The 26,068-nt window shown below is 68.8% G+C and carries 22 protein-coding genes and 1 pseudogene; 13 read left to right on the top strand and 10 right to left on the bottom strand.

Going from position 1 to position 26,068, the window contains the following annotated elements; translation table 11 throughout:
- Positions 1 to 223: 223 nt before the first annotated feature.
- A pseudogene (gene treF / locus QN315_RS10530) lies at positions 224 to 2,062 on the top strand (alpha,alpha-trehalase TreF); the annotation flags it as partial.
- Here treF and QN315_RS10525 read toward each other — a convergent pair.
- Entirely contained in the window at positions 2,036 to 3,136 is a 1,101-nt protein-coding gene (locus tag QN315_RS10525) for a COX15/CtaA family protein (protein ID WP_323989226.1), read from the bottom strand. The pseudogene treF and the gene QN315_RS10525 overlap by 27 nt on opposite strands.
- 111 nt (positions 3,137 to 3,247) lie before the next feature.
- Here QN315_RS10525 and QN315_RS10520 point away from each other — a divergent pair, with 111 nt between their 5' ends.
- The 3 genes from QN315_RS10520 to QN315_RS10510 all read left to right on the top strand — a co-directional run bounded on the left by QN315_RS10520 (position 3,248) and on the right by QN315_RS10510 (position 6,173).
- Positions 3,248 to 3,946, top strand: coding sequence for a VTT domain-containing protein (locus tag QN315_RS10520; RefSeq protein ID WP_323989225.1), 699 nt, complete (start codon positions 3,248 to 3,250; stop codon positions 3,944 to 3,946).
- A 191-nt stretch (positions 3,947 to 4,137) separates the two neighbouring features.
- A complete protein-coding gene (locus tag QN315_RS10515) occupies positions 4,138 to 5,448 on the top strand; it encodes a multidrug effflux MFS transporter (protein WP_323989223.1) in 1,311 nt (436 codons plus the stop codon).
- A gap of 194 nt (positions 5,449 to 5,642) precedes the next feature.
- Positions 5,643 to 6,173 (top strand): adenine phosphoribosyltransferase, encoded by a 531-nt coding sequence (locus QN315_RS10510; RefSeq protein ID WP_176640464.1) that lies wholly within the window; start codon positions 5,643 to 5,645, stop codon positions 6,171 to 6,173.
- Positions 6,174 to 6,230: 57 nt separating this feature from the next.
- Here QN315_RS10510 and accC read toward each other — a convergent pair whose 3' ends face one another.
- Genes accC through aroQ form a run of 3 tightly spaced genes read right to left on the bottom strand, consistent with a single transcriptional unit; the run spans position 6,231 to position 8,472 of the window.
- Positions 6,231 to 7,574, bottom strand: coding sequence for an acetyl-CoA carboxylase biotin carboxylase subunit (gene accC, locus QN315_RS10505; protein ID WP_323989221.1), 1,344 nt, complete (start codon positions 7,572 to 7,574; stop codon positions 6,231 to 6,233).
- Complete coding sequence (locus QN315_RS10500; RefSeq protein WP_323989220.1) at positions 7,574 to 8,020, bottom strand: acetyl-CoA carboxylase biotin carboxyl carrier protein subunit; 447 nt, start codon at positions 8,018 to 8,020, stop codon at positions 7,574 to 7,576. Before QN315_RS10500 ends, accC begins: the two co-directional genes overlap by 1 nt.
- Complete coding sequence (aroQ, locus tag QN315_RS10495; RefSeq protein ID WP_176641720.1) at positions 8,017 to 8,472, bottom strand: type II 3-dehydroquinate dehydratase; 456 nt, start codon at positions 8,470 to 8,472, stop codon at positions 8,017 to 8,019. Before aroQ ends, QN315_RS10500 begins: the two co-directional genes overlap by 4 nt.
- Before the next feature lie 328 nt (positions 8,473 to 8,800).
- Between aroQ and QN315_RS10490 the strand changes: the two genes are divergently transcribed.
- On the top strand, positions 8,801 to 9,490 hold the full coding sequence (locus QN315_RS10490; RefSeq protein ID WP_323989218.1) for a septal ring lytic transglycosylase RlpA family protein: 690 nt from the start codon (positions 8,801 to 8,803) through the stop codon (positions 9,488 to 9,490).
- A 30-nt stretch (positions 9,491 to 9,520) separates the two neighbouring features.
- Here the strand turns inward: QN315_RS10490 and QN315_RS10485 are convergent, their stop codons facing one another.
- Positions 9,521 to 10,459 carry a YihY/virulence factor BrkB family protein gene (locus QN315_RS10485; RefSeq protein WP_408904628.1) on the bottom strand — a complete coding sequence of 313 codons (939 nt, stop codon included), beginning with the start codon at positions 10,457 to 10,459 and terminating at the stop codon, positions 9,521 to 9,523.
- Positions 10,460 to 10,856: 397 nt separating this feature from the next.
- Here QN315_RS10485 and QN315_RS10480 point away from each other — a divergent pair, with 397 nt between their 5' ends.
- A complete protein-coding gene (locus QN315_RS10480; protein WP_323989217.1) occupies positions 10,857 to 11,987 on the top strand; it encodes a type III PLP-dependent enzyme in 1,131 nt (376 codons plus the stop codon).
- A 194-nt stretch (positions 11,988 to 12,181) separates the two neighbouring features.
- Here the strand turns inward: QN315_RS10480 and ccmB are convergent, their stop codons facing one another.
- Both ccmB and ccmA read right to left on the bottom strand, forming a co-directional pair.
- Entirely contained in the window at positions 12,182 to 12,862 is a 681-nt protein-coding gene (gene ccmB, locus QN315_RS10475) for a heme exporter protein CcmB (protein WP_323989216.1), read from the bottom strand.
- Complete coding sequence (gene ccmA, locus QN315_RS10470) at positions 12,859 to 13,530, bottom strand: heme ABC exporter ATP-binding protein CcmA (protein WP_323993389.1); 672 nt, start codon at positions 13,528 to 13,530, stop codon at positions 12,859 to 12,861. Before ccmA ends, ccmB begins: the two co-directional genes overlap by 4 nt.
- Positions 13,531 to 13,784: 254 nt before the next feature.
- Here ccmA and acnA point away from each other — a divergent pair, with 254 nt between their 5' ends.
- The 4 genes from acnA to QN315_RS10450 all read left to right on the top strand — a co-directional run bounded on the left by acnA (position 13,785) and on the right by QN315_RS10450 (position 19,931).
- Complete coding sequence (gene acnA, locus QN315_RS10465) at positions 13,785 to 16,478, top strand: aconitate hydratase AcnA (RefSeq protein WP_323989214.1); 2,694 nt, start codon at positions 13,785 to 13,787, stop codon at positions 16,476 to 16,478.
- A gap of 70 nt (positions 16,479 to 16,548) precedes the next feature.
- Complete coding sequence (locus tag QN315_RS10460; protein ID WP_176640159.1) at positions 16,549 to 17,298, top strand: amino acid ABC transporter ATP-binding protein; 750 nt, start codon at positions 16,549 to 16,551, stop codon at positions 17,296 to 17,298.
- A gap of 89 nt (positions 17,299 to 17,387) precedes the next feature.
- A complete protein-coding gene (locus QN315_RS10455) occupies positions 17,388 to 18,857 on the top strand; it encodes an ABC transporter substrate-binding protein/permease (protein WP_323993387.1) in 1,470 nt (489 codons plus the stop codon).
- A gap of 186 nt (positions 18,858 to 19,043) precedes the next feature.
- Positions 19,044 to 19,931 (top strand): LysR family transcriptional regulator, encoded by an 888-nt coding sequence (locus QN315_RS10450; RefSeq protein ID WP_323989212.1) that lies wholly within the window; start codon positions 19,044 to 19,046, stop codon positions 19,929 to 19,931.
- A 48-nt stretch (positions 19,932 to 19,979) separates the two neighbouring features.
- On the opposite strand, the gene QN315_RS10445 is transcribed toward QN315_RS10450, so the two are convergent.
- The 3 genes from QN315_RS10445 to QN315_RS10435 are packed head-to-tail and all read right to left on the bottom strand — an operon-like array spanning position 19,980 to position 22,959.
- Positions 19,980 to 21,029, bottom strand: coding sequence for a hypothetical protein (locus QN315_RS10445; protein WP_323989211.1), 1,050 nt, complete (start codon positions 21,027 to 21,029; stop codon positions 19,980 to 19,982).
- Between the two features lie 56 nt (positions 21,030 to 21,085).
- On the bottom strand, positions 21,086 to 22,354 hold the full coding sequence (locus QN315_RS10440) for an AAA family ATPase (protein ID WP_176641342.1): 1,269 nt from the start codon (positions 22,352 to 22,354) through the stop codon (positions 21,086 to 21,088).
- The gene (locus QN315_RS10435) at positions 22,351 to 22,959 is read right to left on the bottom strand and encodes a hypothetical protein (protein ID WP_323989210.1); all 609 of its coding nucleotides are present in this window, start codon (positions 22,957 to 22,959) and stop codon (positions 22,351 to 22,353) included. Before QN315_RS10435 ends, QN315_RS10440 begins: the two co-directional genes overlap by 4 nt.
- A 191-nt stretch (positions 22,960 to 23,150) precedes the next feature.
- Between QN315_RS10435 and rimP the strand changes: the two genes are divergently transcribed.
- The 3 genes from rimP to QN315_RS10420 are packed head-to-tail and all read left to right on the top strand — an operon-like array spanning position 23,151 to position 26,065.
- Positions 23,151 to 23,780: a ribosome maturation factor RimP gene (rimP, locus tag QN315_RS10430; RefSeq protein WP_323993385.1), complete on the top strand. Its 630-nt coding sequence runs from the start codon at positions 23,151 to 23,153 to the stop codon at positions 23,778 to 23,780.
- Between the two features lie 19 nt (positions 23,781 to 23,799).
- The gene (nusA, locus tag QN315_RS10425) at positions 23,800 to 25,350 is read left to right on the top strand and encodes a transcription termination factor NusA (protein ID WP_176640909.1); all 1,551 of its coding nucleotides are present in this window, start codon (positions 23,800 to 23,802) and stop codon (positions 25,348 to 25,350) included.
- Positions 25,307 to 26,065: an RNA-binding protein gene (locus tag QN315_RS10420; RefSeq protein ID WP_323989208.1), complete on the top strand. Its 759-nt coding sequence runs from the start codon at positions 25,307 to 25,309 to the stop codon at positions 26,063 to 26,065. The genes nusA and QN315_RS10420 overlap by 44 nt, the downstream gene beginning before the upstream one ends.
- The last annotated feature ends 3 nt before the right edge of the window (positions 26,066 to 26,068 follow it).

Here is a 26,068-nt window from a genome sequence, read left to right as displayed (position 1 = left end):
ATGAGGGCCCGGTGAACTTCCGGCAATGCGGTCCGTTTTTCTTTTGCTGACCGTGTCCGGCTGGCATTCTACCCGGGCGCGGTCATGCCCCGACCGCCCCGATCGATCAAGGAATGCGCCCCTCGTGACGATGCTTCCGCGACCGCTCCCTCCGCGCGCCGCGCGCGGCCTGGCCGCGCTGCTGGCCGTCTGGCCGCTGCTCGCATGGCCGCCGGCCCTCGCCATGGCCCAAAGCGCCGTCCAGGGTGCGACCCAGAACGCAACGCCGGACGCGACCCAGGACGCGGCCAGCCTGTCACCCGACCTGTCGGGCGGGGCGCTGCTGGGCCCGGCATTGCCGCCGCCGATCGTGCCCGGAATCGCGCCGTCGGTGGGCCTGCCGCCGCCGGCGTTCTTCGTGCCGGTGGCACCCCCCGCGGCGGCCCCGTCGGTCGCGGTGCCGGCGGCGGACCGGCAGGATCTGCGGCCGCCATCGGTCGCGCTGGACGGGCTGTTCGCGGCGATGGGGGCGGCGCATGTCTTCGCCGATGCCAAGACGGTGGCCGACGCCATTCCCGACGAGGCGCCGGATGCGCTGCTGGCGGACTATGCGCGGCAGAAGAGCCGGCCGGATTTCTCGCTGAAGGATTTCGTCGCCCAGCATTTCGCCGTCGCCCCGCGCCGGACCGTGTCCTATCGCCGCCGGCCGGACGAGAGCGTGCGCGACTATATCAGCGGCATGTGGGAGGTGCTGAGCCGGCCGCCGGACACGCTGGTCGCCCATTCCTCGCTGCTGCCGCTGCCCAGGACCTATGTCGTGCCGGGCGGCCGGTTCAGCGAGCTTTATTACTGGGACAGCTATTTCACCATGATCGGCCTGTACGAGGACGGGCGGGTGGACCTGATGCGCGACATGGTGCGCGACATCGCCTCGCTGATCGACCGGTACGGGCACATGCCCAACGGCAACCGCACCTATTATCTCGGCCGTTCGGAACCGCCCTTCTTCGCGCTGATGGTGGACCTGCTGGCGGAGCATGACGGGCAGGCCGCCTATACGCAGTTCCTGCCCGAACTGCAGCGCGAACATGATTACTGGATGGACGGGGCCGACAGCCTGGCGCCGGGCGGGGCCTATCGCCATGTCGTGCGCCTGCCGGACGGCACGCTGATGAACCGTCAGTGGGACGACATGGACACGCCCCGGGACGAGAGCTTCCCCGAGGATATCGCCACCGCCGCGCAGTCCAGGCGTCCGGCGGCGGAAATCTATCGGGACCTGCGGGCCGGGGCGGAGACGGGATGGGATTATTCGTCGCGCTGGCTGGCCGACGGCCATACGCTGGCCAGCATCGATACGACCGACCTGCTGCCGATCGAGCTGAACTGCCTGGTCGCGCATCTCGAACGGACCCTGGCTCGTGCCTACGACCTGCAGGGCGACCAGGAACGAGGCGCGCAGTATGCCCGGCTGGCCGACGCGCGGGTCGCGGCGATCCGCCGCATCCTGTGGGACCCGGCGCGCGGGGCGTTCTTCGATTATGACTGGAACACCGGGAAATTGTCGGACGTGCTGTCGTCGGCGACGGTGATGCCGCTGTTCCTGAACATCGCGACCCCGGCGCAGGCGCAGGTGGTGGCCGAAACCCTGCGGACGCATCTGCTGAAGACCGGCGGGCTGGAAGCGACCGACCGGGTCAGCGGCCAGCAATGGGATGCGCCGAACGGCTGGGCGCCCGAGCAATGGATGGCCGTCAAGGGGCTGGACCAGTACGGCCTCAACGACCTGGCACGGCTGATCGCCACGCGCTGGATGGAGCGCGTGATCGGGACCTACGAGAAATCGGGCGTGCTGCTGGAAAAATACGACGTGGTGAATCCGGCGATCAGCCCCACGGGCGGCCGGGGCGGCGGCGAATATCCGATGCAGGTCGGCTTCGGCTGGACCAACGGCACCCTGCTGGGGCTGATGGACCGCTATCCGCAGGAGACGCGCCTCGTGCTGGACCGCAATCCGCGCGCCGATCTGACGGTGGCGAAGCCGGCCGGCGGCGCGTCAGACGCGCCCGACGCCGCGCATCCGGTGCAGGGCCACGATGGCGACGGTCAGCAGCACGGCGGCCCAGGTCTGGTGCACGGTGCCGGCCCAGGCGGGCACGACCAGCAGCAGGGTGGTGACGCCCAGCGCGTACTGGACCAGCACCGCCCACCCCAATAGCATCAGCGCGTCCTGCGGCGCCTTGCCAAGCTGCGGGGTGCGCAGGCCGCACAGCACGCAGACGCCGATGACAAGCGCGGTCAGCGTGGCCAGCAGCCGGTGGTCGAACTGGATGGCCGGGACGTTCTCGAACCAGTTCAGCCAGAAGGGCGACAGCCGGGCATAATGCTGCGGCACCAGATGCCCGTCCATTAGCGGAAACGTATTATAGACGAAGCCCGCATGCGTGCCCGCGGTAAAGCCGCCGGCGATGATGGTGACGCAGATCAGCACGACGGCGCACCAGAGCAGCCGCTTGGTCCGCACCACCGGCGCGGTGGCGGGGATGAAGGCGGGCTTCGGGGCGCGGACCGACAGCGCGGTCCACAGGATGGGGATATAGAGCGCGAAGGCGCAGCACAGATGCAGCACCAGCCGCACCGGCTCGACCGCCGTGCTGTCGGCGTCGAAGCCCGATGCGACCATGAACCAGCCCACCGCGCCCTGCAGCGCGCCCAGCACGAAGAACAGCAGCAGGCGCGCGGCCAGCCCTTTCGTCAATGCGCCGGTCATGGCGAACCACACCAGCGGCAGCAGCAGCACCAGCCCGGTCATCCGGCCCCAGAACCGGTGGGTCCATTCCGCCCAGAAGATCTTCTGGAAGCCGGCCAGGCCGAATCCGTCATGCAGGATCTTGTATTGCGGGATGGTCTTGTACAGCGCGAACTGCCGTTCCCATTCCGCGTGGGACAAAGGCGGGACGATGCCGGTGATCGGTTGCCAGTCCATGATCGACAGGCCCGAGCCGGTCAGCCGCGTATAGCCGCCCAGCGCGATCATCCCGATCAGCATGAAGCAGATCACGAACAGCCAGGTGGAGATCCGCCTGCGGTCGCGCAGCGTGGCGGACGAGGCATCGTCGCGGCCGACGGCCGGGCGGAAGGTGATGCGATCGGACATGAAGCGGGTTTAGACCGGCCTTGCGACCGCCCGCAAGCGGGTGGTAGAGCGATACGGTCTCCAATGAATAGTGATGAATACTGGAACGGACGCCGTGCGCTCCTCCCTTTCGTGTCCGCCTCCGAGCCTGCCGTGACGCAAGGCGGGTCGGCCGCCGGCATCGGCGCGCTGGCGCGGCCGGCGCTGATGGTCGCGGCCTTCGGCCTGGCCGGGCTGGTGCTGCGCCTGGCGCCGGGGCTGCACGGGCTGATGTCCGACACGGCGCTGCTGCGCGGCGGGGTATGGGGGCGCGTGGTGTTCCTGGCCGTGGCGTCGCTGTTCTGCGCCGTCGGGCTGCCGCGGCAGGTCGTATGCTTTGCCGGCGGCGTCGCCTATGGCCCGCTGGCCGGGGCGGCGCTGGCCAGCCTGGCGACGCTGGCCGGCGCCATGGCCGGGTTCGGCTGGGCGCGCGGCGTCGGGCGCGCGGCGGTGCGGCGGCGGCTGACCGGACGGATGGCGCGGCTGGACCGCTTCGTCTCGGCCAACCCGTTCCCCGCGATCCTGACCCTGCGCCTGCTGCCGGTGGGCTCGGCGCTGATGCTGAACCTGCTGGCGGGGATCTCGGGGGCGGGGTGGCGGCCCTTCGTGCTGGCCACGCTGGCGGGCAGCCTGCCGCAGACGATCGTCTTCGTCCTGCTGGGCAGCGGCGCGCGCATCGGCCATGGCTGGCAGGCGGCGCTGGCGGCGGGGCTGTTCGCGGGCTCGGCGCTGCTGGGGTTGTGGCTGATGCGCCGCCTTGCATCGGGCGGCGACGCCCCCGACATGTCGTGAAAGTGCCATCTTGCCGCCCCAACCCGCCGACAGGCTGACCCTGCGGTGTCCCTTGGCGCGACGCCCGGCGGCTAAGCCCTGTTGCGATCATGCACCGCTTAAAACGAAACGCAGTCCTTCGGCAATTAGATGATGAAAAGCGGCGGGCCAGTGGGATAGTAGGGCCCGACGATCTCCAACGGAGTGCCGCCATGGCGTCTTCCGCCTTAGCCACGAGATCCGACGATGCCCCTGTTTCTGCCCCGGTCGCCGGCTTCATGAGCTGGATCGCGATTCTGCTCGGGTTCCTGACCGCTGTCGGGCCGGTGTCAACGGATATCTATCTTCCCGCCTTTCCGGCGCTGGAGGCGTCGCTGCACGCGCCGGCCGGCTCGGCGGAAATGACGCTGGCGGTCTGGTTCGTCGGACTAGCGGTGGGACAGATCACGATGGGGCCGCTGTCCGACCGGTTCGGGCGGCGGATGCCGATGCTGGTCGGTACGCTGGTCTATACGCTGGCCTCGGTCGGCTGCGCGCTGTCGCCGGGAATCGTCAGTTTTTCGACCTTCCGCCTGATCGCATCGCTGGGGGCGTCGGCCAGCCTGGTGATCCCCAGCGCCTGCGTGCGTGACATGTCCCACGGCAACGAGGCCGCGCGCCTGATGTCGCGGCTGGTGCTGGTGATGGGGGTGGTGCCGATCCTGGCGCCGACCCTGGGCGGCTTCGTGCTGGCCTTCACAAGCTGGCGGTCGATCTTCTGGGCGTCGGCGGCCTATGGGCTCGTCTGCACCTTCCTGGTCGCCCGTGTGCTGCCCGAGACGCTGGACCCCGCCAATCGCAGCGAATTCTCGCCGATGGCGCTGGTCAGCCGCTACGTGCTGCTGGTGCGCGACCGGGGCTTCATCACCAATGCGCTGGTGGCGGGGTTCAGCGCCTTCATGTCCTTCACCTATCTGTCGGCCGCGCCGTCGGTGTTCATCCATCTGTTCGGCTTCTCGCCGGCGCAGTTCGGCATGCTGTTCGGCGTGTTCGCCGTCTGCATGATCGGGGCGTCGCAACTGAACGGGATGCTGGTGGGGCGGATCGACGCCGCGCGTATCCTGGGCCGGTCGGTGGGGCTGGCGGTGCTGGGCACGCTGGCGATGACCGTGGTGTCGATCGTCATGGCCTTCGCCATGAAGGGCGGGGCGATGCCGCACGGCCTCGCGCTGGTGCCGCTGGTGCTGGCGATGATGCTGGCGCTGGGCACCACGGGCATCATCGGGCCGAACGCGACGGTGGGGGCGATGGCCGACCATCCGCGCCTGGCGGGCAGCGCCTCGGCCTTCATCGGCACCTTGCAATATGTGCTGGGCGCCGTGGCCGGCGCCATCGTGGGCATGCTGCCCCGCACGACGCCCGTGCCGATGGCGGGCGTGATGCTGATGGGGGCGGTGGTCATGCTGATGATGGTGCTGCTGCGCCCCGCGCGCCGCACGTCGGCCGAGACACTGTCGCCGGCCGACATGCCCGCGATGCATTGACGGCCCCCGACGCGCCAGGCCCGCGATCGGGTGCGGCCCTTGCCGGACGGGGGGCGGCTTGTTACAGCAACGCGGTTTGGCCCGGCGGGACCGATCCCGCCGTTTCTTTGTATGACGCGTATCTTTACGTGATGAGGCCGCGGGCCGCCGCGCGACCGGCCGGCCGCTGGCATGGGATGGATTTGGACAGGGACATGACGACCGCCTCGATGGATTTGAAGCAGCATATTCGCGGCATTCCGGATTTTCCCAAGCCGGGGATCCTGTTTTACGACATCTCCACCCTGATGCGGAACGCGGATGCGTGGCAGGTGGCGATGGGAAGGGTGACGCACGGCGTGGCGCCCTGGGCGCCCGACATGCTGGCGGCCATCGAATCGCGCGGCTTCCTGACCGCGGCGCCGCTGGCCAGCCGCCTGGGCTGCGGCCTGGTCATGCTGCGCAAGCCGGGCAAGCTGCCGGGTGAAGTCGTGTCCCACACCTACGACCTGGAATATGGCAGCGACACGCTGCAGATCCAGACCGACGCCATCGTCCCGGGCCAGCGCGTGGTGGTGATGGACGACCTGCTGGCCACGGGCGGCACCCTGGCGGCCTCGGTCGCCCTGCTGCGCAAGGTCGGGGCGAACGTGGTCGGCGCATCGGTCATGGTGGAACTGCGCGCCCTGGGCGGCCGCGCGCGCCTGGACGTGCCGGTGCAGGCACTGGTGTCCTACGACGACTGAGGCCAGGCCGGGCGGTTTTTCCAGGCCGCCCGGCCTGTCGGTGCCTTTTCGGCGCCTTCAGCCCTGCGCGGCCACGAACCGTTCCAGCCAGTGGATCGTATACTCGCCCCTCTGGAATTCGGGGTCGTCGAGGATCTTGCGGTGCAGCGGGATCACCGTCTTCACGCCTTCGATCACGAACTCGTCCAGCGCGCGGCGCATCCGCGCGATCGCGTCTGCGCGGGTCGGGGCGTGGACGATCAGCTTGCCGATCATGCTGTCGTAATAAGGCGGCACCCGATAGCCGGCATAGAGCGCGCTGTCGATGCGTACCCCCAGCCCGCCCGGCGGGTGATACATGGTGACGGTGCCGGGGGTGGGCAGGAAGGTCGCCGGGTCCTCGGCATTGATGCGGCATTCGATCGCATGGCCGCTGAAGCGGATATCCGCCTGGCCATAGCCCAGCGGCTCGCCCGCCGCGATGCGGATCTGCTCGCGCACCAGGTCGACGTCGCAGACCATCTCGGTCACCGGATGTTCCACCTGCAGGCGGGTATTCATCTCGATGAAGCAGAACTGCCCGTCCTGGTAGAGGAATTCCAGCGTGCCGGCGTTGCGGTAGCCCAGCCTGGTCAGCGCGGCGGTGGCAGTGGCGCCGATCGCGTCGCGCTCCTCGGCCGTCAGCGCCGGCGAGCCGGCTTCTTCGAGCAGTTTCTGGTGCCGCCGCTGCAGCGAGCAGTCGCGCTCGCCGAAATGCACGACGTTGCCGTGCGTGTCGGCCAGGATCTGCAATTCGATATGCCGCGGCCGGTCCAGGTATTTTTCGAGATAGACCTCGTCATTGCCGAAGGCGGCCTTGGCCTCGGTGCGCGCGAGGCTCCAGGCCTCTTCCAGCTCGTCGGCGCCGCGCGCGACCTTCATGCCGCGGCCGCCGCCGCCCGCCGCCGCCTTGATCAGCACGGGATAGCCGACCTCGTCCGCCACCCGGCGGGCCTCGGCCAGATTGGCCAGCGCACCGTCCGAGCCGGGGACCAGCGGCACGCCCAGCGCCTTCATGGTCGTCTTGGCGGTGATCTTGTCGCCCATCATCCGGATGTGGTTCCCGGTCGGGCCGATGAAGGCCAGGCCGTGGGCTTCGACCGTCTCGGCGAAATCGGCGTTTTCCGACAGGAAGCCATAGCCCGGATGGATGGCCTCGGCCCCCGTGATGGTCGCCGCCGACAGGATCGCCGCGACGTTCAGGTACGAGTCGCGCGTGGCCGGCGGGCCGATGCACACGGCCTCGTCCGCCAGGCGGACATGCATGGCGTCGGTATCGGCGGTGGAATGGACCGCCACCGTGCGGATCCCCAGCTCGCGGCACGCGCGCAGGACCCGCAGGGCGATTTCGCCACGATTGGCGATGAGGATCTTGGAGAACATTACTCGATGATGGCCAGGGCTTCGCCGAATTCGACCGGATCGCCCGATGCGACCAGCAGCCGGGTCAGCGTGCCGGCACGGGGCGCCCTGATCTGGTTGAAGGTCTTCATCGCCTCGATCAGCATCAGGGTCTGGCCGGCGGCGACGCTCTGCCCCTCGGTCACGAAGGGGGGCGAGCCCGGATCGGGCGCCAGATAGGCCACGCCGACCATCGGGCTGGTCACGGCGCCCGGGTGCTTGGCCGGATCGGCCGGCGCCGCGGCGGGGGCGGCGACGGGGGCCGCGGCGACGGGCGCGGCCGGCACGGCATGGACCTGCGGCGCGGCGGCGCGGGCCACGCGGATCCGGTTGTCTTTCTCCGCGATCTCGATCTCGGTCAGGCCGGTTTCGGTCAGAATGTCAGCCAATGCCCGAATGGCATCCGCGTCCACGAGCAGTCGGCTCATCGATCGTCCTCGTTCAAAATCAAATCCGTCATCGCCTGAAGCGCCAGCGCATAGCCCTGTACGCCCAGGCCGCAGATGACGCCCACGGCGGCGCGGGAGCAATAGGTGTGGTGGCGGAATTCCTCGCGCCGATGAATGTTGGAAATGTGCACCTCGATCACCGGCAGGTCCACGGCCAGCAGCGCGTCGAGCAGCGCGATCGAGCTATGGCCGTAGGCGGCCGGGTTGATCACGATGCCCTGCGCGCGGTTGCGGCATTCCTGCACCCATGACACCAGCTCGCCCTCGCCGTTGGTCTGGCGGAAGTCGATGGCGACATCCAGGCGCTCGGCGGCCTGGATGCAGATCTGCTCCACGTCGTCCAAGGTCGCGCGACCATAGACTTCGGGCTGGCGCAGTCCGAGCATGTTGAGGTTGGGTCCGTTCAGGACCGCGATCAGGGGGCGCACCATGGTGACAGGCGCCGTAGCACGAGTGTCCCATCCTTCCAAGAGAATGATGGCGGCCGCGCCCCCGCCCGCCGCGCGGGACGGCCCGGGCGGCCCCGAACGGCTCCGGAGGGGCGTCGGCGGCACGCCAATAATGACGGCCAAAAATTGCCACATTTGCCCGCATAGCTACTGAATCGACGGCAGGAATGCGGGGCAGGCCGGGGAAGAACTCGGGGCTGATCCGGTCCTTGGGGAACTTTCGGGGCGAAAAAGCCTTGAATTATCTGCCGTACGATTATTGTATGGCCAATCGTTACTGGCTGGATGATCGAACAGGATTGGACGCGGTTTGCAACAGGCACGCAAAGAGCGACGGATAGGATCGGGGGGACGGGCGCTGATCGCGCTGGCCTGCCTGTTCGCCTTCGCCTCGGCCGCCTGTGGCCGCGAAGCGACAGCGGGCACGGAAAACGCGGCCCCGGTCGCGGCCCCCGTCGCCGATGCCGCGCCGGCATCGGCGGATGCCCCGGTCTCGGGGGACAGCGGGCATCCGGTGACGGCCTGGGCGGCCTCGGTGCGGGCTGCGCTGGCGCGCCGGTCCCACCGCCTGGCCCTTGCGGGTCAGTCGGCCCTGGCCTGGTCCGAGAAGGGGGTCGCAAGCTGGTACGGCCATCTGCGCCAGCCCCATCGCACCTCGTCGGGCCGCAATTTCGATCCGCGCGCGCTGACGGCGGCCCATCCGACCCTGCCGATGGGCACGCGAATCCTGGTCCGGTCCGAGGATACCGGCCGGTCGGTGGTGGTGACGGTGAATGATCGCGGGCCGTTCGTGGGACGGCGGGTCATCGACCTGTCGCCGGCGGCGGCGGCGCGGATCGGCATGCTGCATGCCGGCACCGCCCATGTGGTGATCGGGCCCGCCCCAGCGGTCGATATGGCACAGGTCGAGGTGGCGCAGGCCGACGCAGCCGATACCAGCGACGACGCCATCGCCGCGGCGGCCCCCGGCACGCCGCGCCGCGCCGGGCATCGCCGCTGACGGCTTTTCCTTCGGCCGTCCCGCCGCGCTTCAGGGCGATGCGGATTGGCGCCGGCCGGTATCGGGGGCGCCGTCATCGGGGCGCAGGCCCATCTCGGCCTCGATGCCCGAATTCAGCTCCGCGCCCAGCAGGATGACGTAGGCCGACACGAAGAACCACATCATCGTCGCCACCACCGCGCCCAGCGGACCATAGGTGGCGTTGTAGCTGGCGATGGCGCTGACATAGTACGAAAACCCGATCGAGGAAACGATCCAGAGCAGCGTCGCGGCGCAGGAGCCGGGCAGGATGCAGACCCAGTGGGCGATCCGGCGGGACGGCCCCAGCCGGTACAGCATGGCGCAGGCCGCAAGCACGAACAGCAGCATCAGCGCCGGCCCCCCGGTTTCGACCGCCAGGCCGACCGACCAGGGGGGCGGGGCGATGCCCAGCAGGTCGGGCAGGAAATCGACCAGCACCGGCAGTGCGACCAGCAGCGCCAGCGCCAGCACGGCGCCCAGGATCGCGAACAGCGTCATGGCCAGCGCCATCAGTTGGAAACGCAGGAAACTGCGCGTCTCACGCGTGTCATAGGCGATATTGACGGCGGTGATGAGCGAACGCGTGGCCGCCGAGGCCGACCACAGGGCCAGCGCGGTGGACAGGATCAGGTTGAGGGTCAGCGCGGAATGGGATTCGGCGACCAGCGTGTGGATCCGTTCGCCGATCAGCGCGAAGGCCGATGGCGGCAGAAGGTTGCGCAGGATGTTGAGCTGCGGCTCGACCGTCTGCGGGTCGAATACCAGCCCGTAGATCGAAATCAGCGTGCTGATCGCCGGAAACAGCGACAAGGTGGCGTAGAACGCGCAGCCCGCCGCCGCCAGGCCGATCTTGTCGTCCACCAGGTTGCCCAGCATGCGGCGCAGCACGGGCCGCCAGGTTTGGCGCAGCCGGTGCAGCAACGGGGCGGCTGCGGTGCGGGCCTTCAGCGCATCTGCGTTCGGGCGGTACGGGTCATCCGGCGGCGAGGGGGTCAAACAGGCTCCATTGGGCAGGCTCCATCGGGGCGGCGGCCCGGAACAGGCGAGAGGCGGGGGCCATGGGCGGCGACATGGGCGGCGACGATCGGCCTAGGTCCCACATTACGAAGAAATATGGAAAAGCGACGATTTTTCTGTTGCGTCGCAAACGGATTACCCTCATATGCGCTCCCCACGCAACAACGCACGTGCCACTGGCCCTCTGAGGTTACGCAACGACGTCAAGCGTTCTGGCAATCGGGATCCCCTCGCGGGGCCCAGTCTTGGTCGCTGGTCCGTTAGACCGTTTCGCAACACCTGTCCGGCCAAGTCCCCGGATGGATTTCACAGAAGGGATTTGGGTGCGATGACTCCCAAAATCGCCCGTTTTCTGGCCGAGCAGGCTCCTGCGACGCCATGCCTCGTCGTCGATGTCGATCGCGTCGAGGCCCGTTACCAGTCGCTGCGCACGGCGCTGCCGCTGGCGCGCATCTATTATGCGGTGAAGGCCAACCCGGCGGATGCGATCCTGCGCCGGCTGGTATCGCTGGGCTCGGCCTTCGACGCCGCGTCGTGGGAAGAGATCCGCATGTGCCTGGATGCCGGCGCGGATGCGCGCGACATCTCGTTCGGCAACACGGTCAAGAAAGTGTCGGCCATCGCCGCCGCCTACGCGGCCGGGGTGACGATGTACGCGTTCGACAGCCACGAAGAACTGGAGAAGCTGGCCCGCCACGCTCCGGGATCGCGCGTCTATTGCCGCCTGATCGTCGAGAATGCAGGGGCGGAATGGCCGCTGTCGCGCAAGTTCGGCACCACGGTCGAAAGCGCGCGCGACCTGATGCTGCGCGCCCGCGACCTCGGCCTGGACCCGTACGGCCTGTCGTTCCATGTCGGCAGCCAGCAGACCACCACGGACGCGTACGAAGCGGCGATCGCGCGGGTCGGCATGCTGTTCACCGACCTGGCCGATGCCGGGCTGAACCTGCGCATGGTCAATCTGGGCGGCGGCTTCCCGATCCGCTATCGCGACGACGTGCCCGAGATCGACCAGTTCGCGCTGGCGATCAGCCATGCGATGACCGCGCATTTCGGCAACGACCTGCCGGAAATGATCGTCGAGCCGGGCCGGTTCATCGTCGGCGACGCCGGCGTGGTGTCGGCCGAGGTGGTACTGGTGACCCGCCGCGGCCTGAAGGACGACATGCGCTGGGTCTATCTGGATATCGGCCGTTTCGGCGGCCTGGCCGAGACCGAGGGCGAGTCGATCCGCTACGGCATCCGCACGCCGCATGACGGCGGACCGACGGGGCGGGTGGCGATCGCCGGCCCGACCTGCGACGGCGCGGACATCCTGTACGAGAAGGCGCCCTACGCCCTGCCGCTGGACCTGGCCTGCGGCGACCGGATCGAACTGCTGTCCACCGGGGCCTATGTCTCGACCTATTGCTCGACCCGCTTCAACGGCTTCGCGCCGCTGGGCGAGCATTACATCTAAGCTCGTCCGGACCCGGACAGGCACCGTATAAAAGGGGCGCCCCGCATTGGGGATGCCCCTTTTGCTTTTTTGGTTGCCCGGGCTCTTTTTCGGGGCTTTGCGCCGAACCCCACCAAAGGCGGTGCCTTTGGAAACCATTTGTTTATCAATGGATTGGGGTCATTGATAAAAAAAGGGGGGCCGCGCCCTCGCCTTTATTCGACGGCGGCGCGCAGGCCGGCGCCGGCGGCCAGCGGGCAGAGCGGCAGCGCGCAGGCCAGGAACGCGCCCAGCAATTCCAGGTCCGGCAGCCAGGACAGGCTGCTCTGCGCGGCATCCAGCGCCGCCGCGCCGAAGATCAGCGCCGGGGTCGCCAGCGGCAGGACCAGCAGCGGCAGCAGCACCCCGCCCCGCCGCGCGCCCAGCACGACCGAGGCCGCCATGCCGCCGATCAGCGACAGCACCAGCGTGCCCAGGCCGAGCCCGACCAGCAGGATCGGCAGGATCGGCGCCGGCAGTCCCAGCATGATGGACAGGGGGGCGGCCGCGACCAGCAGCGGCAGGCCGGTCGTCAGCCAGTGCGCGGCCATCTTCGCCAGGGCCACCAGGGCGGGCGGCAGGCCCGAGAGCATCAATTGGTCCAGCGATCCGTCTTCCAGCTCGGCGCCGAACAGCCGGTCCAGCGGCAGCAGCGCCGCCAGCAGGGCGCAGACCCAGACGATGCCCGGCGCCATGCGGCGCAGCAATTCGGGCGAAGGACCCAGCGCCAGCGGAAACAGCGCGCCGGCCAGGATGAAGAACAGCACCGCGCCCAGCGTGTCGGCGCCATGGCGGGCCGCCAGCCGCAGGTCGCGCCCGATGACCGCCAGGAACAGGCGCGGGGGCGAGGCGCTCATGGCGCGTGCTCCATCCAGCAATCGTCGAACCGGTCCTGTCCGGGCGGCCAGTCGGGATCGGCGCGGTCGGCCGCGGCGGACAGGTCCAGCCCCAGCGCGTCGGGCAGCGGCAGCGGGACATGGGTGGTGGCGATGACGATCCCGCCCTCCTGCCGGTGCGCGCGGAACAGGCCGTCCAGCAGGCCGATGGCGTTGCGGTCCAGCCCCAGGCTGGGTTCGTCCAGCAGCCAGAGCGGGGCGCGGGCCAGCATGACCCGCGCCAGGGCGGCGCGGCGCTTCTGCCCGGCCGACAGCATGCGGGCCGGCAGGTCGGCCAGGTCCGACAGCGCCAGCGCCGCCATGGCGCGGCCGGGGTCCATCCCGCCGGCGCGGGCCGCCAGCGCCAGGTTCTCGCGCAGGGTCAGCCCCGGCTTCAGCGCGTCCTGGTGGCCCAGATAGGCGACGCGGGCGGCATGGGCGGTTCGATCGGCCAGCGCATCGATCCCCGCCCACAGGACATGGCCGCCTTCCGGTTTGCGCAGCCCTGCCAGGACGCGCAGCAGGGTCGATTTTCCCGCGCCGTTCGGACCGGTCAGCAGCAGGGCCTCACCGGCCCGCAGGCGCAGCCCGACCCCGTCCAGGACCAGCCTCTCCCCGCGGAAGACCGAGATATTTTCGACGTCCAGCAGCGGGCGGGACAGGGCGGCATAGGCAGCGATGACGGGGCTCCTCGCAAGGTGGGGCGCACGCGCGGACCGGCGATATGGCGGGAAATTTCCCGCGTTCTTGTTACCGGGGCCAGCTTGTGTCACCACCATGTCCGGGTATGTTCTACGACCGTTAAGAGATCAAGCCGGTTGTCCAGAGGGATCACGCCGCCTGCCGGCGGGACTGCGTGCTTCTGTTGGATGATCCGCCGCGGGCGCCTCGGAGGGAAAAGCCAATGAAGTCGGTTGGGCACGATACGCTGAAAACGGCCAGCACGCTGGATGTCGACGGCAGGACTTATCATTATTTCTCGATTCCCGAAGCGGAGAAGACGATCGGCGACGTCGGCCGCCTGCCGGTCAGCCTGAAGGTCCTGCTGGAGAACGTCCTGCGTTTCGAGGACGGACGGTCCTACAGCGTCGACGACGCACGCGCGATCGCGGCCTGGCTGCCCGAGGGCGGCAGCACGCAGGAAGTGCCCTTCAAGCCCGCGCGGATCCTGATGCAGGACTTCACCGGCGTTCCGGCCGTGGTGGACCTGGCCGCGATGCGCGACGGAATCCTGAAGCTGAAGGGCGATCCGCAGAAGGTGAATCCGCTGGTGCCGGTCAACCTGGTCATCGACCATTCGGTGATGGTGGACGTGGCCGGCACGCCCGACGCGCTGCAAAAGAACGTGACGATCGAATTCCAGCGCAACGGCGAGCGCTATGCGTTCCTGCGCTGGGGCCAGGAAGCGTTCGAGAATTTCTCGGTCGTGCCGCCGGGCACCGGCATCTGCCACCAGGTGAACCTGGAATATATCGCCCAGGCCGTCTGGACGGCGCAGGTCGACGGCAAGGACTATGCCTATCCCGACACGCTGTATGGCACCGACAGCCATACCACCATGGTCAACGGCATGGGCGTGCTGGGCTGGGGCGTCGGCGGGATCGAGGCCGAGGCGGCGATGCTGGGCCAGCCGATCGCGATGCTGATCCCCGACGTGATCGGCTTCAAGCTGACCGGCCGGCTGCCCGAGGGCGCGACCGCGACCGACCTGGTGCTGACCGTCACCCAGATGCTGCGCAAGAAGGGCGTGGTCGGCAAGTTCGTCGAATTCTTCGGCCCGGCGCTGGACCATCTGCCGGTGGCCGACCGCGCGACGATCGCCAACATGGCCCCGGAATACGGCGCGACCTGCGGCTTCTTCCCGGTCGACGACCTGACGCTGGACTATCTGCGCCAGACCGGCCGTGATGAGCATCGCATCAGGCTGACCGAAGCGTATCTCAAGGCCCAGGGCATGTTCCGCACCGCCCAGTCGGCCGACCCGGTCTTTACCGACACGCTGGAACTGGACCTGGCCGGCGTCGTGCCCTCGCTGGCCGGCCCGAAGCGGCCGCAGGACCGTGTGGCGCTGAACGACGCGACCCGCGCGTTCGAAAGCGAGCTGACCGGATCGCTGGGCGTGCCCGCCGCCGACGCGCACAAGAAGGTCGCGGTGGCCGGCACGAATTACGAGATCGGCCATGGCGACGTGGTGATCGCGGCGATCACCTCCTGCACCAACACCTCGAACCCGGCGGTGCTGATCGCGGCGGGCCTGGTGGCCAGGAAGGCGCGGGCGCTGGGGCTGAAGCCCAAGCCCTGGGTGAAGACGTCCCTGGCCCCGGGGTCGCAGGTCGTCACCGACTATCTGGACCGCGCCGGGCTGACGGCCGAACTGGACGCGATGGGCTTCAACACCGTCGGCTATGGCTGCACGACCTGCATCGGCAATTCCGGCCCGCTGGAAGACAATATCGTCGATGCGATCGAGGGCGACAGGCTGGTGGCGGTGTCGGTCCTGTCGGGCAACCGCAATTTCGAGGGCCGCATCTCGCCCAACGTGCGCGCGAACTACCTGGCCAGCCCGCCGCTGGTGGTGGCCTATGCGCTGCTGGGCACGATGCGCGCGGACATCACCACCGCGCCGCTGGGCACCTCCTCGGACGGCAAGCCGGTCTATCTGAAGGATATCTGGCCGACCAACAAGGAAATCGCCGAGCTGATCGGCTCGTCGATCACGCGTGAGGAATTCATCAAGCGCTACAGCGAGATCGCCAAGGGCACCAAGGAATGGCAGGCCCTGAAGGTCGCGACCGGGTCCGAGACCTATAAATGGGACCCGGCCTCGACCTATGTGCAGGATCCGCCCTATTTCCAGGACATCACGCCCGAACCGGTGTCCAAGGGCGACATCGTCGGCGCGCGCATCCTGGCGCTGCTGGGCGACAACATCACCACCGACCATATCTCGCCGGCCGGGGCGATCAAGGAGAGCGCGCCGGCGGGCCTGTATCTGAAAGAACATCAGGTCGCCAAGGCCGATTTCAACTCCTATGGCTCGCGCCGCGGCAATGACCGGGTGATGGTGCGCGGCACCTTCGCCAATATCCGCATCAGGAACGAGATGCTGCCGGGCACCGAAGGCGGCCTGTCCAGGCACTTCCCCGACGGGAAGGACGGCTCGATCTACGATGTCGCGATGCAGTACCGGCACGAGGGCGTGCCCCTGGTCGTCTTCGGCGGCAAGGAATACGGCATGGGCTCGTCGCGCGACTGGGCGGCGAAGGGCACGCTGCTGCTGGGCGTCCGCGCGGTGGTGGCCGAAAGCTTCGAGCGCATCCATCGTTCCAACCTGGTCGGCATGGGCGTGCTGCCGCTGCTGTTCAAGGACGGCATGTCGCGCAAGACGCTGAACCTGAAGGGCGACGAGATCATCGACATCAAGGGGCTGGACGCGATCACCCCGCGCATGACCCTGACGATGACCATCACCCGCGCCGATGGCACGACGCAGGCGGTGCCGCTGCTCTGCCGCGTCGATACGCTGGACGAGGTCGAATATTACCGGCATGGTGGCATCCTGCAGTATGTCTTACGCGGGATGACCAAAGCTGCCTGAACCGCTTTCTTCTGTTTCCGGACAGAACGGCGCCGGCCCGGAAGACCCCGGGCCGGCGTTTTTTGCCGATATGGTCGTGCAAGCCGACCAGGTCCGGAAGATTTTCGACGGACATCCGATCCTGCGCGGCATTTCGCTGACCGTCGCGCGCGGCGAGCTGGTGTCGATCATCGGGCCGTCCGGGTGCGGCAAATCGACCTTCCTGCGCTGCCTGAATTTCCTCGAAGTGCCCGATTCCGGCACGGTCAGCATGGCCGGCGTGACCATCGCGCGCGCCGGCGGGCGCTGGAGCCGCGCCGACGAGGAATCGGCCCACCGGCTGCGCGCGCATGTCGGCATGGTGTTCCAGTCCTTCAATTTGTTTCCCCATCGCACCGTCCTGGACAATGTCATGATGGCGCCGATCCGGGTAAAGCGCCTCGGCGTGGCCGAGGCGCGGCAGGACGCCCTGGCGCTGCTGGAGAAGGTGGGCCTGTCGGCCATCGCCGCGCGCTATCCCGATACGCTGTCCGGCGGGCAGCAGCAGCGTGCCGCCATCGCCCGCGCGCTGGCGATGCGGCCCGACGTGATGCTGTATGACGAACCGACCTCGGCGCTGGACCCCGAACTGGCCGAGGAAGTGCTGTCGGTCATGCGTACCCTGGATGCGGAAGGCATGACCCAGATCGTGGTGACGCACGACATGCGCTTCGCCCGCGCGGCGTCGGACCGCGTGGTGTTCATGGAAGGCGGCGAGATCGTCGAGATGGACGATCCCGATACGCTCTTCGTCGCGCCGCAGGACATGCGCACGCGCCGCTTCCTGCGGTCCGTGCTGTGAGGCGCCTGTGTGGGACGGCCGGCCCGGCCCGGTTTCCGGGGCTGGCGGTCCTGCTTTCGGTCCTGATTCTGGTCCTGATCCCGGCCGCCATGGCGGGGCGCGCGGGCGCGGCTCCGCTGCGCTGGGCATCGGATGCCGAGGCGAATGTGCCGTTCGTCTTCCACGATCCGGCCGACCAGTCCCGGCTGACCGGGTACGAATACGACATCGCCCAGGCCATCGCCCGCCGGTTGGGGCGGCCGGCGCAATTCGTGCAGAATGATTGGGACGGGCTGATCCCCGGCCTGCAGCGCGGCCTGTACGACATGGTGATCGACGGCATCGAGATCACGCCTGAGCATCGGCAGGGCGTGCTGTTCAGCCGCCCCTATTACATGACGTCGGAACGCATCACGGTGCGGCGCGGCCAGCAGGGGCTGGACACGCTGGCCGCGCTGCACGGCCATGTCGTCGGCACGCTGAAGGACACGTCGGCCGAGCGCATGCTGCAGGCCGACCCGTCGATCCAAATCCGTTCGTACGAGGAAGAGACCAACGCCTATACCGACCTGACGAACGGGCGGCTGGATGCCGTGCTGCTGGACAGCACGATCGCGCTCTATTACGGCGCCCCCAATCCGGCGCTGAAACTGGCGGGCGCGCCGATCGGCCAGGTCGCCTATGGCGTCGCCGTCGCCAAGGACAATGCCGCGCTGCTGGCGCAGGTGAACGCGGCGCTGGACGGCATGATGCGCGATGGCGAGCTGCACCATATCCTGGCGCGCTGGAAATTATGGACGCCGGCGATGGCGGCGCTGACCGGCGATCAAGGCACGCCGGACATCGCGCCGGATTCGTGGCGGCATTACATGGCCGCCACCGCGCCCATCCCCGGCTGGCGGGCCCGGCTCGACCGCTATGTCGGCTTCCTGCCGCTGCTGCTGCACGGCGCGGTACTGACATTGGCGGTCTCGGCCTGCGCGATGGTGGTGGCGGTGGGGCTGGGGCTGGCGCTGGCGCTGCTGCGGCGCTACGGGCCGCGCTGGCTGGGCGGGCTGGCGGTTCTGTATGTCGAAATCGTCCGCGGCACGCCGCTGCTGATCCAGATCCTGTTCATCTTCTACGCCCTACCGGGGATCGGCCTGCGCCTGTCGCCCTTCGTGGCCGGCGTGGTGGCACTGGGCCTGAATTACGCGGCGTACGAGGCGGAAAATTACCGCGCCGGCCTGCAATCGGTCGCCCGCGGGCAGATCGAGGCGGCGCTGGCGCTGAACATGACGCATGCCCAGGCGCTGCGCTTCGTGGTGGTGCCGCAGGCGGTCAGGATGGTCATCCCGGTGATGACCAACGATTTCATCTCGCTGCTCAAGGATTCCTCGCTGGTCAGCGTCATCACCCTGACCGAGCTGAGCCAGACCTATGTCCGGCTGTCCTCGACCTATTACGATTATTTCGGCACCGGCCTGCTGATCGGCGTCGCCTATCTGCTGCTGGGCCTGCCCTTCGTGCGGCTGGCCCGGTGGGCCGAGGCGCGGTTCCAGACCGGGCAGCGCGGCCAGGGGCGCCAGGGACATATCTGACGACGGGGGCAGAGCCCCGAAAAAAGGTCCGCGGGACGATCGATCCCGTCACGCCATCCGGCATCGCGGCCTGCGGCCTGATGCGTCCGGCACATGCCGGTGCTGCCCGATGCCGCGTTGTGCGTCCGGGGGCGCGGCCATAGAAAGGGCGTGGAACAGTCCGGAATAGTCCAAGCATCGGTGGCCATGGATCTGCTGTCTGCCCTTCACAGTTTCGTCCGCGTCGCGGCGACGGGGTCGTTTTCGGCCGTCTCGCGTGAAACCGGGGCCAGCCAGCCGACCATCTCGCGCCATATCGCGCTGCTCGAGGCGCATTACGGCACGACGCTGTTCGCCCGCACGACCCGCAGCCTGATGATGACCGAGGACGGGCGCAGCCTGCTGCCCCACGCCTATGAGGTGCTGGAGATCCTCGAAACCGCCGAGACCGCGCTGGGCCGCCGCCGGGCGTCGGTCTCGGGCCTGGTGCGGCTGGGGGTGACGACCGCGTTCGGCCTGTACATGACCGGGCGCCTGGGCGAATTGCTGGACCGCCACCCCGACCTGTCGGTCGAACTGATCATGCGCGACGGGTTCGGCGACCTGGTGGAAGAGGGGCTGGACCTGGCCATCCGGGTGGGCGAGATCGCCGAAGGGTCGCTGATCGCCCGACGGCTGGGCACCGTCCGGCGGGTCGCGGTGGCGTCGGGCCGCTATCTGGAACGGCGGGGCACGCCGCAGCACCCGCGCGACCTGCTGAACCATCCCTGCGTCGCCTATACCTATGGCGGCACGCGCCATGACTGGCATTTCGTGGGCAATGGCGAGGAAAGCGTGGTCGCCGCCAGCGGCCCCTTCCGCGCCAACAGCAGCGAGGCGGTGCTGAAGGCGACCCTGGCCGGGCTGGGGGTTGGATTGCTGCCGTCCTTTCAGGTGGCCGAGGACGTGGTGGCCGGCCGTCTGGTGCGGCTGTTCCCCGACTGGACGGTGCCGGACCTGCCCATCCATGCGGTCCATACCGGGCCGCGCGCCCTGCCGCTGCGCACCCGCACGGTGCTGGATTTCCTGGTCGCCATCGCCGACATCGTGCGATGAACGGACGCGCCGGCAGGGCCGCGACCCTGCCGGGTTCGGGCGCGGCGGTCAGCCGGGCGGCAGGGCGGCGGCGGGGTCGCGGGCGGCGCGGGCCAGGTCGGGCGCGCCGCTGACCAGGTCGCCGTGGAAGCCGCGCCGCAGCATGGTGGTCCAGCCATTCATCCAGTCGTCGGCCTCATGCACGAAACGCGCGGCCCCCGGGTTCTGCGGCAGGGATTGCTTCATCCACTGGTCGGGCGGGGCCGGCAGGGTCATGGTGCCCTTGCGGGCGGGGCTCAGCAGGATGGTCACGTTCTCGATGTTCGCGCCATGGTCGGCCGCCAGCTCGGCATAGTTCCAGGTGGCGACCAGCATGACATAGGGGATCGGAAAGCCCAGCACGTGCAGCCGGTTGAACGCGGTCTGGATGTCCACGCTGTCGCTCAGCGGCTGGCCCGCGATCTGGACATGGGCGGTAAACCAGCATTCCATGACCTTGGGATCGGTGGTGACCAGCTTCGACAGATAGTTCCGGTCGTCGTGGCAGCCATTGTTCATCGCCTCGACCGTCGATGGCGACAGCGACTGGGTGCTGCCGCGCGCGATCACCACCCCGGTCACGATTCCGCCCTCGGCCCGGACCAGCACATTGCTGATCAGTTCGCCGTGCGGGCCGCTCTGCGTCGTCAGCACCGGGTGCCAGGTGCCGGCCGGCAGCGGCAGAAGGCGCCCGGCAAAGGGAATCGCCCCGGACATGTCCGAGGTGATCGGCGGGGCCGCGACCTGCGTCCCGCCCGGCCCCTGGCTCGGACCTCCCTGGTTGGGGCCCCCCTGGTTCGCACCTTGGGGCGGTGCACCGGCATCGGCCTGCGCGCCGCCGTCGGCATCCGGTGCCGAGGTGGCGCCCTGGGCGGCGCCCACCTGCTCAGCGCCCGGGCTCGGCGGCGGGGTGCGGCCCAGCGTGTGGTTCAGCCGGTCGATGACCGGCCGCAGCGCCGGAATCGCCCGCGTCAGATAGGAAGGCGGATAGAGCAGCGCCAGAAGCGCGAAGATCGGTGCGGCGAACAGCACGGCGCGCCATAGCGGCGCGCGATGCCAGAGTCGGGAGGCAGCGGACATTCAGGGCAACCGTAACAACCGTAACAGGGGGGCGGCGCGGCGGGTCGACGCAGGGGTCAGCGCAGCACGCGCGCTCGCTGCGCCTCGCTGTCATTCGCGATCTCGGCGGTCACGCCGTCCGCGCCCTGCACAACGCGCACCAGCTTCGCGCCCTGCTGCCGCGCAGAGATCAACGAATCGCTGATCATGTCCTCGATCGAACGGACCAGGTCGCGAGCGCTGGCGGCCGCGCCCATCCTGTTCTGCCGGCGCATGACCTCGAACAGCAGGGACGGGTCGATGCCGCCGGTTTCCACCTTCAGACCATAGCTGTCGATCATCGTCTCGATCTCCAGCGCCGCGACGCGCGCGACGTCCAGCCCGGTCAGGGCGCGGAAGACGAAGATCCGGTCCAGGCGGTTCAGCACTTCGGGGGCGAAGCCGGCCTGGCGCAGCGCCTCGACCGACTCGGCGCGCATGCGGTCGGGCTCGTCTGCCAGCCGGTCGGCGATTTCCGACAGGGCGTCGGTGGCGATGTTCGAGGTCAGGACGAAGATCGCCCGCACGGTCGAGACCTGCTGGCCGGTCGAGGCCTCGGTCACGTGCCCGTCGTTCCAGGCGGTCAGGAATTTCTTGAAGACGTCGGGATGCGCCTTCTCGATCTCGTCCAGCAGGACGACGGCATCGGGCTTTTCCTTCAGCCCGCCGGTCAGCTTGCCGAACGTGTCCGAGCCGACATAGCCCTTGGGCGAGCCGAAGAGCTGCGTCGCCGCGTGCGGCGAACTCATCTGCGTCATGTCGAAATGCAGCAGCGGCCGGTCAAGCTGTCGGGCCATCTGCTTGGCCAGGTAGGTCTTGCCGGTGCCGGGTGGCCCGGCCAGCAGGAAGATGCCGACCGGCTTGCCGCGCACCTGCAGCGCCATGCGCCGGCGCAACTGGGCGGCGATGTCCTCGCAGACCTGGTCCTGGCCGATCACGCGGGCGCGCAGGCCGGCCGCCAGTTCCTCGGCGTCGATGACCGTTTCCTTCTGCTCGCGCGCCATCATCTCTTCCAGCGCGGTGCGGTTGGTCAGTCTGGCCAATACATCCATCATCCACCCCCGTCGGCGTCGCAGCCCCTTGCGCGCCAGCCGTTCGGCGCGGGTTTCGAACATCAATCCCGCCAGGACCAGCAGGCTGCTCCCGGCCGTCAGCACGGGAAAGGCCGGCGCACACCATTCCATGAAATGCGCGAGGCTGGCGAGCGAAAGATGCAGCGACGCGGCCGCCTGCAGGCTCGCCAGGACCAGGAAGATCACCATCATCACCGGCATCATCCGGTTCAGGGCGGGAAGCAGGGCCTTCATTGGACGATCACATCCAGTACAAGCATTTCGTCGCGATGGATGACGGGCAGCGGGGTCGGGCCCAGCACGGTGATGGCCCCGGGCGCCACCCCGGCCAGTCCCGGATCGGTGACCGGCGCGATATCGACCTGGCCCGAGATCCGGATGGGCAGCAGGACCGTACGGGGCCGCGGCGTCAGCGGCACGGTCTGGCTGATGCCGCCCGAGGTGACGGTGACCACGCCGCCCCGGCCGCCCTCGTCATACAGCGGCATCTGCACCAGGCGGTATTCGCGCCGCCGGATGCCCGCCAGGATCCGCGCCTGCTGGTCCGGCGTCAGGCCCGATTGCTGCAGCGCGCGCGGCGCGTTGTCGGGCGAGATCATGGCGAATTGCTGGGTGCTGGCCAGCACGTGGGCGCCGCCGAGTCCCGCGCCGCCGACGGTCCGGCCGTCGCTGCTGATGGCGGGGGCCGGGGCGGGGTGCTGCTGCTGGTGCGCCATGCGGGCGCTGAACCCGGCCACGACGATCACGCCGGCCGCCAGACCGTACCAGAGCGGCCTGCCCCTGGCAGGACCGGACTCATCCGCCGCGGCGCCGGGTTCGGGTTCGGGCATGTGCCTCATGGCGGCATCATGCGTTTGGCCCGGCGCCGCGTGCAAGTATCGAACGTCCACCTGTTTGTAATGTAATGTACCATGTTTTTGTGATGCGCGGGATGCAAGCCGGCGGCCGGCGACGACGACGCGGGGACCTTGCGGCGGGGCGCGGAGTGTCCTATATGGAGGCCATTCCTTCATCTCCGTTTTTTTGGGGGGTGGCCCGAGCGGCCGCCTTTTTTGTTTTGGACGAAGATCTGCCCTTTCTGACCGGCCTCGATGCCAAGGTGGCCGCCCTGGTGGCCCCCGTCCTGGCCGACATGGGATTCGAGCTGGTCCGGGTGGCGATCCTGGGCCGCGAGAGCCCGACCGTGCAGATCATGGCCGACCGCGCCGACGGCACGCTGATCGCGATCGAGGATTGCGAGCAGATCAGCCATGCGGTGGGCGCGGTGCTGGACGTCGAGGACCCGCTGCCCGGCGCCTGGACGCTCGAGGTCTCGTCGGCCGGGATCGACCGGCCGCTGACGCGGGCGAAGGACTGGAACCGCTTCGCCGGCCACCTGGCGAAGGCCGAGGTGAACCTGCCGATCGACGGCCGCAGGCGCTTTGCCGGCATCGTGCTGGGCGCCGGCGACGGGTTCGGGCGGCTGCGCCTCGATGACGGGGCCGAGGTGGCGCTGCCGCTGGCGGACCTGCGCCGCGCGCGGCTGGTCCTGACCGATGAATTGATCGCCGCCACCGCCCATATGATGGGCGCGCGGGACGGTGCCGGGGACGCGCAAGAGGCCCCGGACCACATGACACACGCCAAGCCCGGCCGGTCGCCGGCGCGTAAGACCCACTGAGACGTCCCTGGAGGCCCTGATGGACACGTCCGTTTCCCGTCCCGAACTGCTGCTGGTGGCCGACGCCGTCGCGCGCGAGAAGTCGATCGACCGGGAAGAGGTTCTGGAAGCGATGGAGCAGGCCATCCAGAAGGCCGGCCGCGCGAAATACGGGCACGAGAAGGACATCCGCGCCACCATCGACCGCAAGAGCGGCGACGTGCGGCTGTCCCGCTGGACCGAGGCGGTCGAGGTGGTGGAGAACGAGGAAACGCAGATCCCGCTCCATATCGCGCGCAAGTTCAAGCCCGAGATCCAGTTGGGCGAACATCTGATCGACCCGCTGCCGCCGATCGATTTCGGCCGGATCGCTGCCCAGACCGCCAAGCAGGTCATCGTCCAGCGGGTGCGCGAATATGAGCGCAAGCGCCAGTACGACGAGTTCAAGGACCGTGTGGGCGAAATCGTGAACGGCACGGTCAAGCGCACCGAATACGGCAACCTGATGGTCGAGATCGGCAATTCCGAGGCGCTGCTGCGCCGCGACGAGCTGATCCCGCGCGAGAGCTTCCGCAACTCGGACCGCGTGCGCGCCTATATCTACGACGTGCGTGACGAGCCGCGCGGCCCGCAGATCTTCCTGTCGCGCACCCATCCGGCCTTCCTGGCCAAGCTGTTCGCCCAGGAAGTGCCCGAGATCTATGACGGCATCATCGAGATCAAGGCCGTGGCCCGCGATCCCGGCTCGCGCGCCAAGATGGCGGTGATCTCGCGCGACGCGTCGATCGACCCGGTCGGGGCCTGCGTGGGCATGCGCGGCTCGCGCGTGCAGGCGGTGGTGCAGGAACTGCAGGGCGAGAAGATCGACATCATCCCCTGGAGCCCGCAGGCCGCGACCTTCGTGGTCAACGCGCTGGCCCCGGCGGAAGTGACCAAGGTGGTGATGGACGAGGAAGCCGGCCGCGTCGAGGTGGTGGTGCCCGACGAGCAGCTCAGCTTGGCGATCGGCCGCCGCGGGCAGAATGTCCGCCTGGCCAGCCAGCTCACCCGCTGGGACATCGACATCCTGACCGAAGCCGAGGAATCCGAGCGCCGGCAGGAGGAATTCCGCCGCCGCAGCAGCCTGTTCGTCGAGGCGCTGGACGTGGACGACGTCATCGCCGGCCTGCTGGTGACCGAGGGCTTCCATACGATCGAGGAACTGGCCTATGCCGACCCGGACGAGCTGGCCGGGATCGAAGGGTTCGACGAGGACGTGGCCGGCGAGCTGGTCCGCCGTGCCGAGGGCTTCCTGGCCCGCCGCGAGGACGAGCTGGATGAGAAGCGCCGCGGCCTGGGCGTTTCGGACGACATCGCGGTGCTGGGCGTGTTCTCGAACCAGATGCTGGTCACGCTGGGTGAGAAGGGCGTGAAGTCGCTCGACGACCTGGCCGACCTGGCGGGCGACGAACTGGTCGAGATCCTGGGCGGCGACGTGATCGACGAGGAGGCGGCCAACGAGATCATCATGGCGGCGCGCGCCCATTGGTTCGATGGTACCGAGGGCGGTGCCGAAGAAGGCGCCGAGAGCGGAGAGGCGGCGGGCGCCTGAGGCGGCGCCGCGGCCGGAGACGGTGCGGGGAATGGAGACGGAGATCGGCGACCGGGGCGTGGAGGATGGACGGGCGGACGAATGTGCCGACGACGAATGCACGGAAAACGGGCACGCTCCGCTGCGCCGCTGCATCGTCACCCGCGAACGGGCGGCGCCCGAGACCATGCTGCGTTTCGTCATCTCGCCGGATCGGGTTCTGACCCCCGATCTGGCCGCGCGTCTGCCCGGACGGGGAATCTGGTTGAGCGCCCGGCGGGATGTGCTAGAAACGGCCCGGACACGGGGGGCGTTCGCACGCGCCGCACGTGGACAGGTCACAATCCCGCCCGACCTGGACAGGATCCTGGAAGCCGGGCTGGTGCGCCGGATGATGGAGACGGTGGGACTCGCACGGCGGGCCGGTCAGGTGACCTATGGCTTCGCCAAGGTGCGGGAATGGATAGCGGGCGGTCGCGCCGGTCTGATCATTCAGGCCGAGGATGGCAGCCCGGACGAGAGGACGAGGTTGTTGTCCGGCGCACGGGACCTTCCGGTAGCGGTTGTTCCTACGGCGGCGGCGTTGGGGGCGGCATTCGGCCGTGACCATGTCGTGCATGCGGCGATGTCGCATGGCGAGCTGGCACGGCGTTTCCGCGTCGATAATGAACGTTTTGCGGGGCTGTCCGGCAGGACGGTTCCGGGTTTGGCGGACCGATCCGCCGGACTTGGGTGAACA

It is taken from the genome of Nguyenibacter sp. L1, assembly GCF_035199985.1.
Lineage (GTDB): Bacteria > Pseudomonadota > Alphaproteobacteria > Acetobacterales > Acetobacteraceae > Gluconacetobacter > Gluconacetobacter vanlangensis.
The sequence above is the reverse complement of the archived record's forward strand: the minus strand, read 5'-3'. Positions and strand labels throughout refer to the sequence as shown.

What these genes read in the sequence shown, in the direction of transcription:
- QN315_RS10440 (WP_176641342.1), bottom strand. Translation starts at nt 22,354, where the DNA reads ATGAAGGCCCTGCTTCCCGCCCTGAACCGGATGATGCCGGTGATGATG.
- QN315_RS10445 (WP_323989211.1), bottom strand. Translation starts at nt 21,029, where the DNA reads ATGTCCGCTGCCTCCCGACTCTGGCATCGCGCGCCGCTATGGCGCGCC.
- QN315_RS10525 (WP_323989226.1), bottom strand. Translation starts at nt 3,136, where the DNA reads ATGTCCGATCGCATCACCTTCCGCCCGGCCGTCGGCCGCGACGATGCC.
- QN315_RS10515 (WP_323989223.1), top strand. Translation starts at nt 4,138, where the DNA reads ATGGCGTCTTCCGCCTTAGCCACGAGATCCGACGATGCCCCTGTTTCT.
- accC (WP_323989221.1), bottom strand. Translation starts at nt 7,574, where the DNA reads ATGTTCTCCAAGATCCTCATCGCCAATCGTGGCGAAATCGCCCTGCGG.
- QN315_RS10480 (WP_323989217.1), top strand. Translation starts at nt 10,857, where the DNA reads ATGACTCCCAAAATCGCCCGTTTTCTGGCCGAGCAGGCTCCTGCGACG.
- nusA (WP_176640909.1), top strand. Translation starts at nt 23,800, where the DNA reads ATGGACACGTCCGTTTCCCGTCCCGAACTGCTGCTGGTGGCCGACGCC.
- acnA (WP_323989214.1), top strand. Translation starts at nt 13,785, where the DNA reads ATGAAGTCGGTTGGGCACGATACGCTGAAAACGGCCAGCACGCTGGAT.
- QN315_RS10500 (WP_323989220.1), bottom strand. Translation starts at nt 8,020, where the DNA reads ATGAGCCGACTGCTCGTGGACGCGGATGCCATTCGGGCATTGGCTGAC.
- QN315_RS10510 (WP_176640464.1), top strand. Translation starts at nt 5,643, where the DNA reads ATGACGACCGCCTCGATGGATTTGAAGCAGCATATTCGCGGCATTCCG.
- aroQ (WP_176641720.1), bottom strand. Translation starts at nt 8,472, where the DNA reads ATGGTGCGCCCCCTGATCGCGGTCCTGAACGGACCCAACCTCAACATG.
- QN315_RS10450 (WP_323989212.1), top strand. Translation starts at nt 19,044, where the DNA reads ATGGATCTGCTGTCTGCCCTTCACAGTTTCGTCCGCGTCGCGGCGACG.
- QN315_RS10435 (WP_323989210.1), bottom strand. Translation starts at nt 22,959, where the DNA reads ATGAGGCACATGCCCGAACCCGAACCCGGCGCCGCGGCGGATGAGTCC.
- QN315_RS10455 (WP_323993387.1), top strand. Translation starts at nt 17,388, where the DNA reads ATGGCGGGGCGCGCGGGCGCGGCTCCGCTGCGCTGGGCATCGGATGCC.
- QN315_RS10460 (WP_176640159.1), top strand. Translation starts at nt 16,549, where the DNA reads ATGGTCGTGCAAGCCGACCAGGTCCGGAAGATTTTCGACGGACATCCG.
- ccmB (WP_323989216.1), bottom strand. Translation starts at nt 12,862, where the DNA reads ATGAGCGCCTCGCCCCCGCGCCTGTTCCTGGCGGTCATCGGGCGCGAC.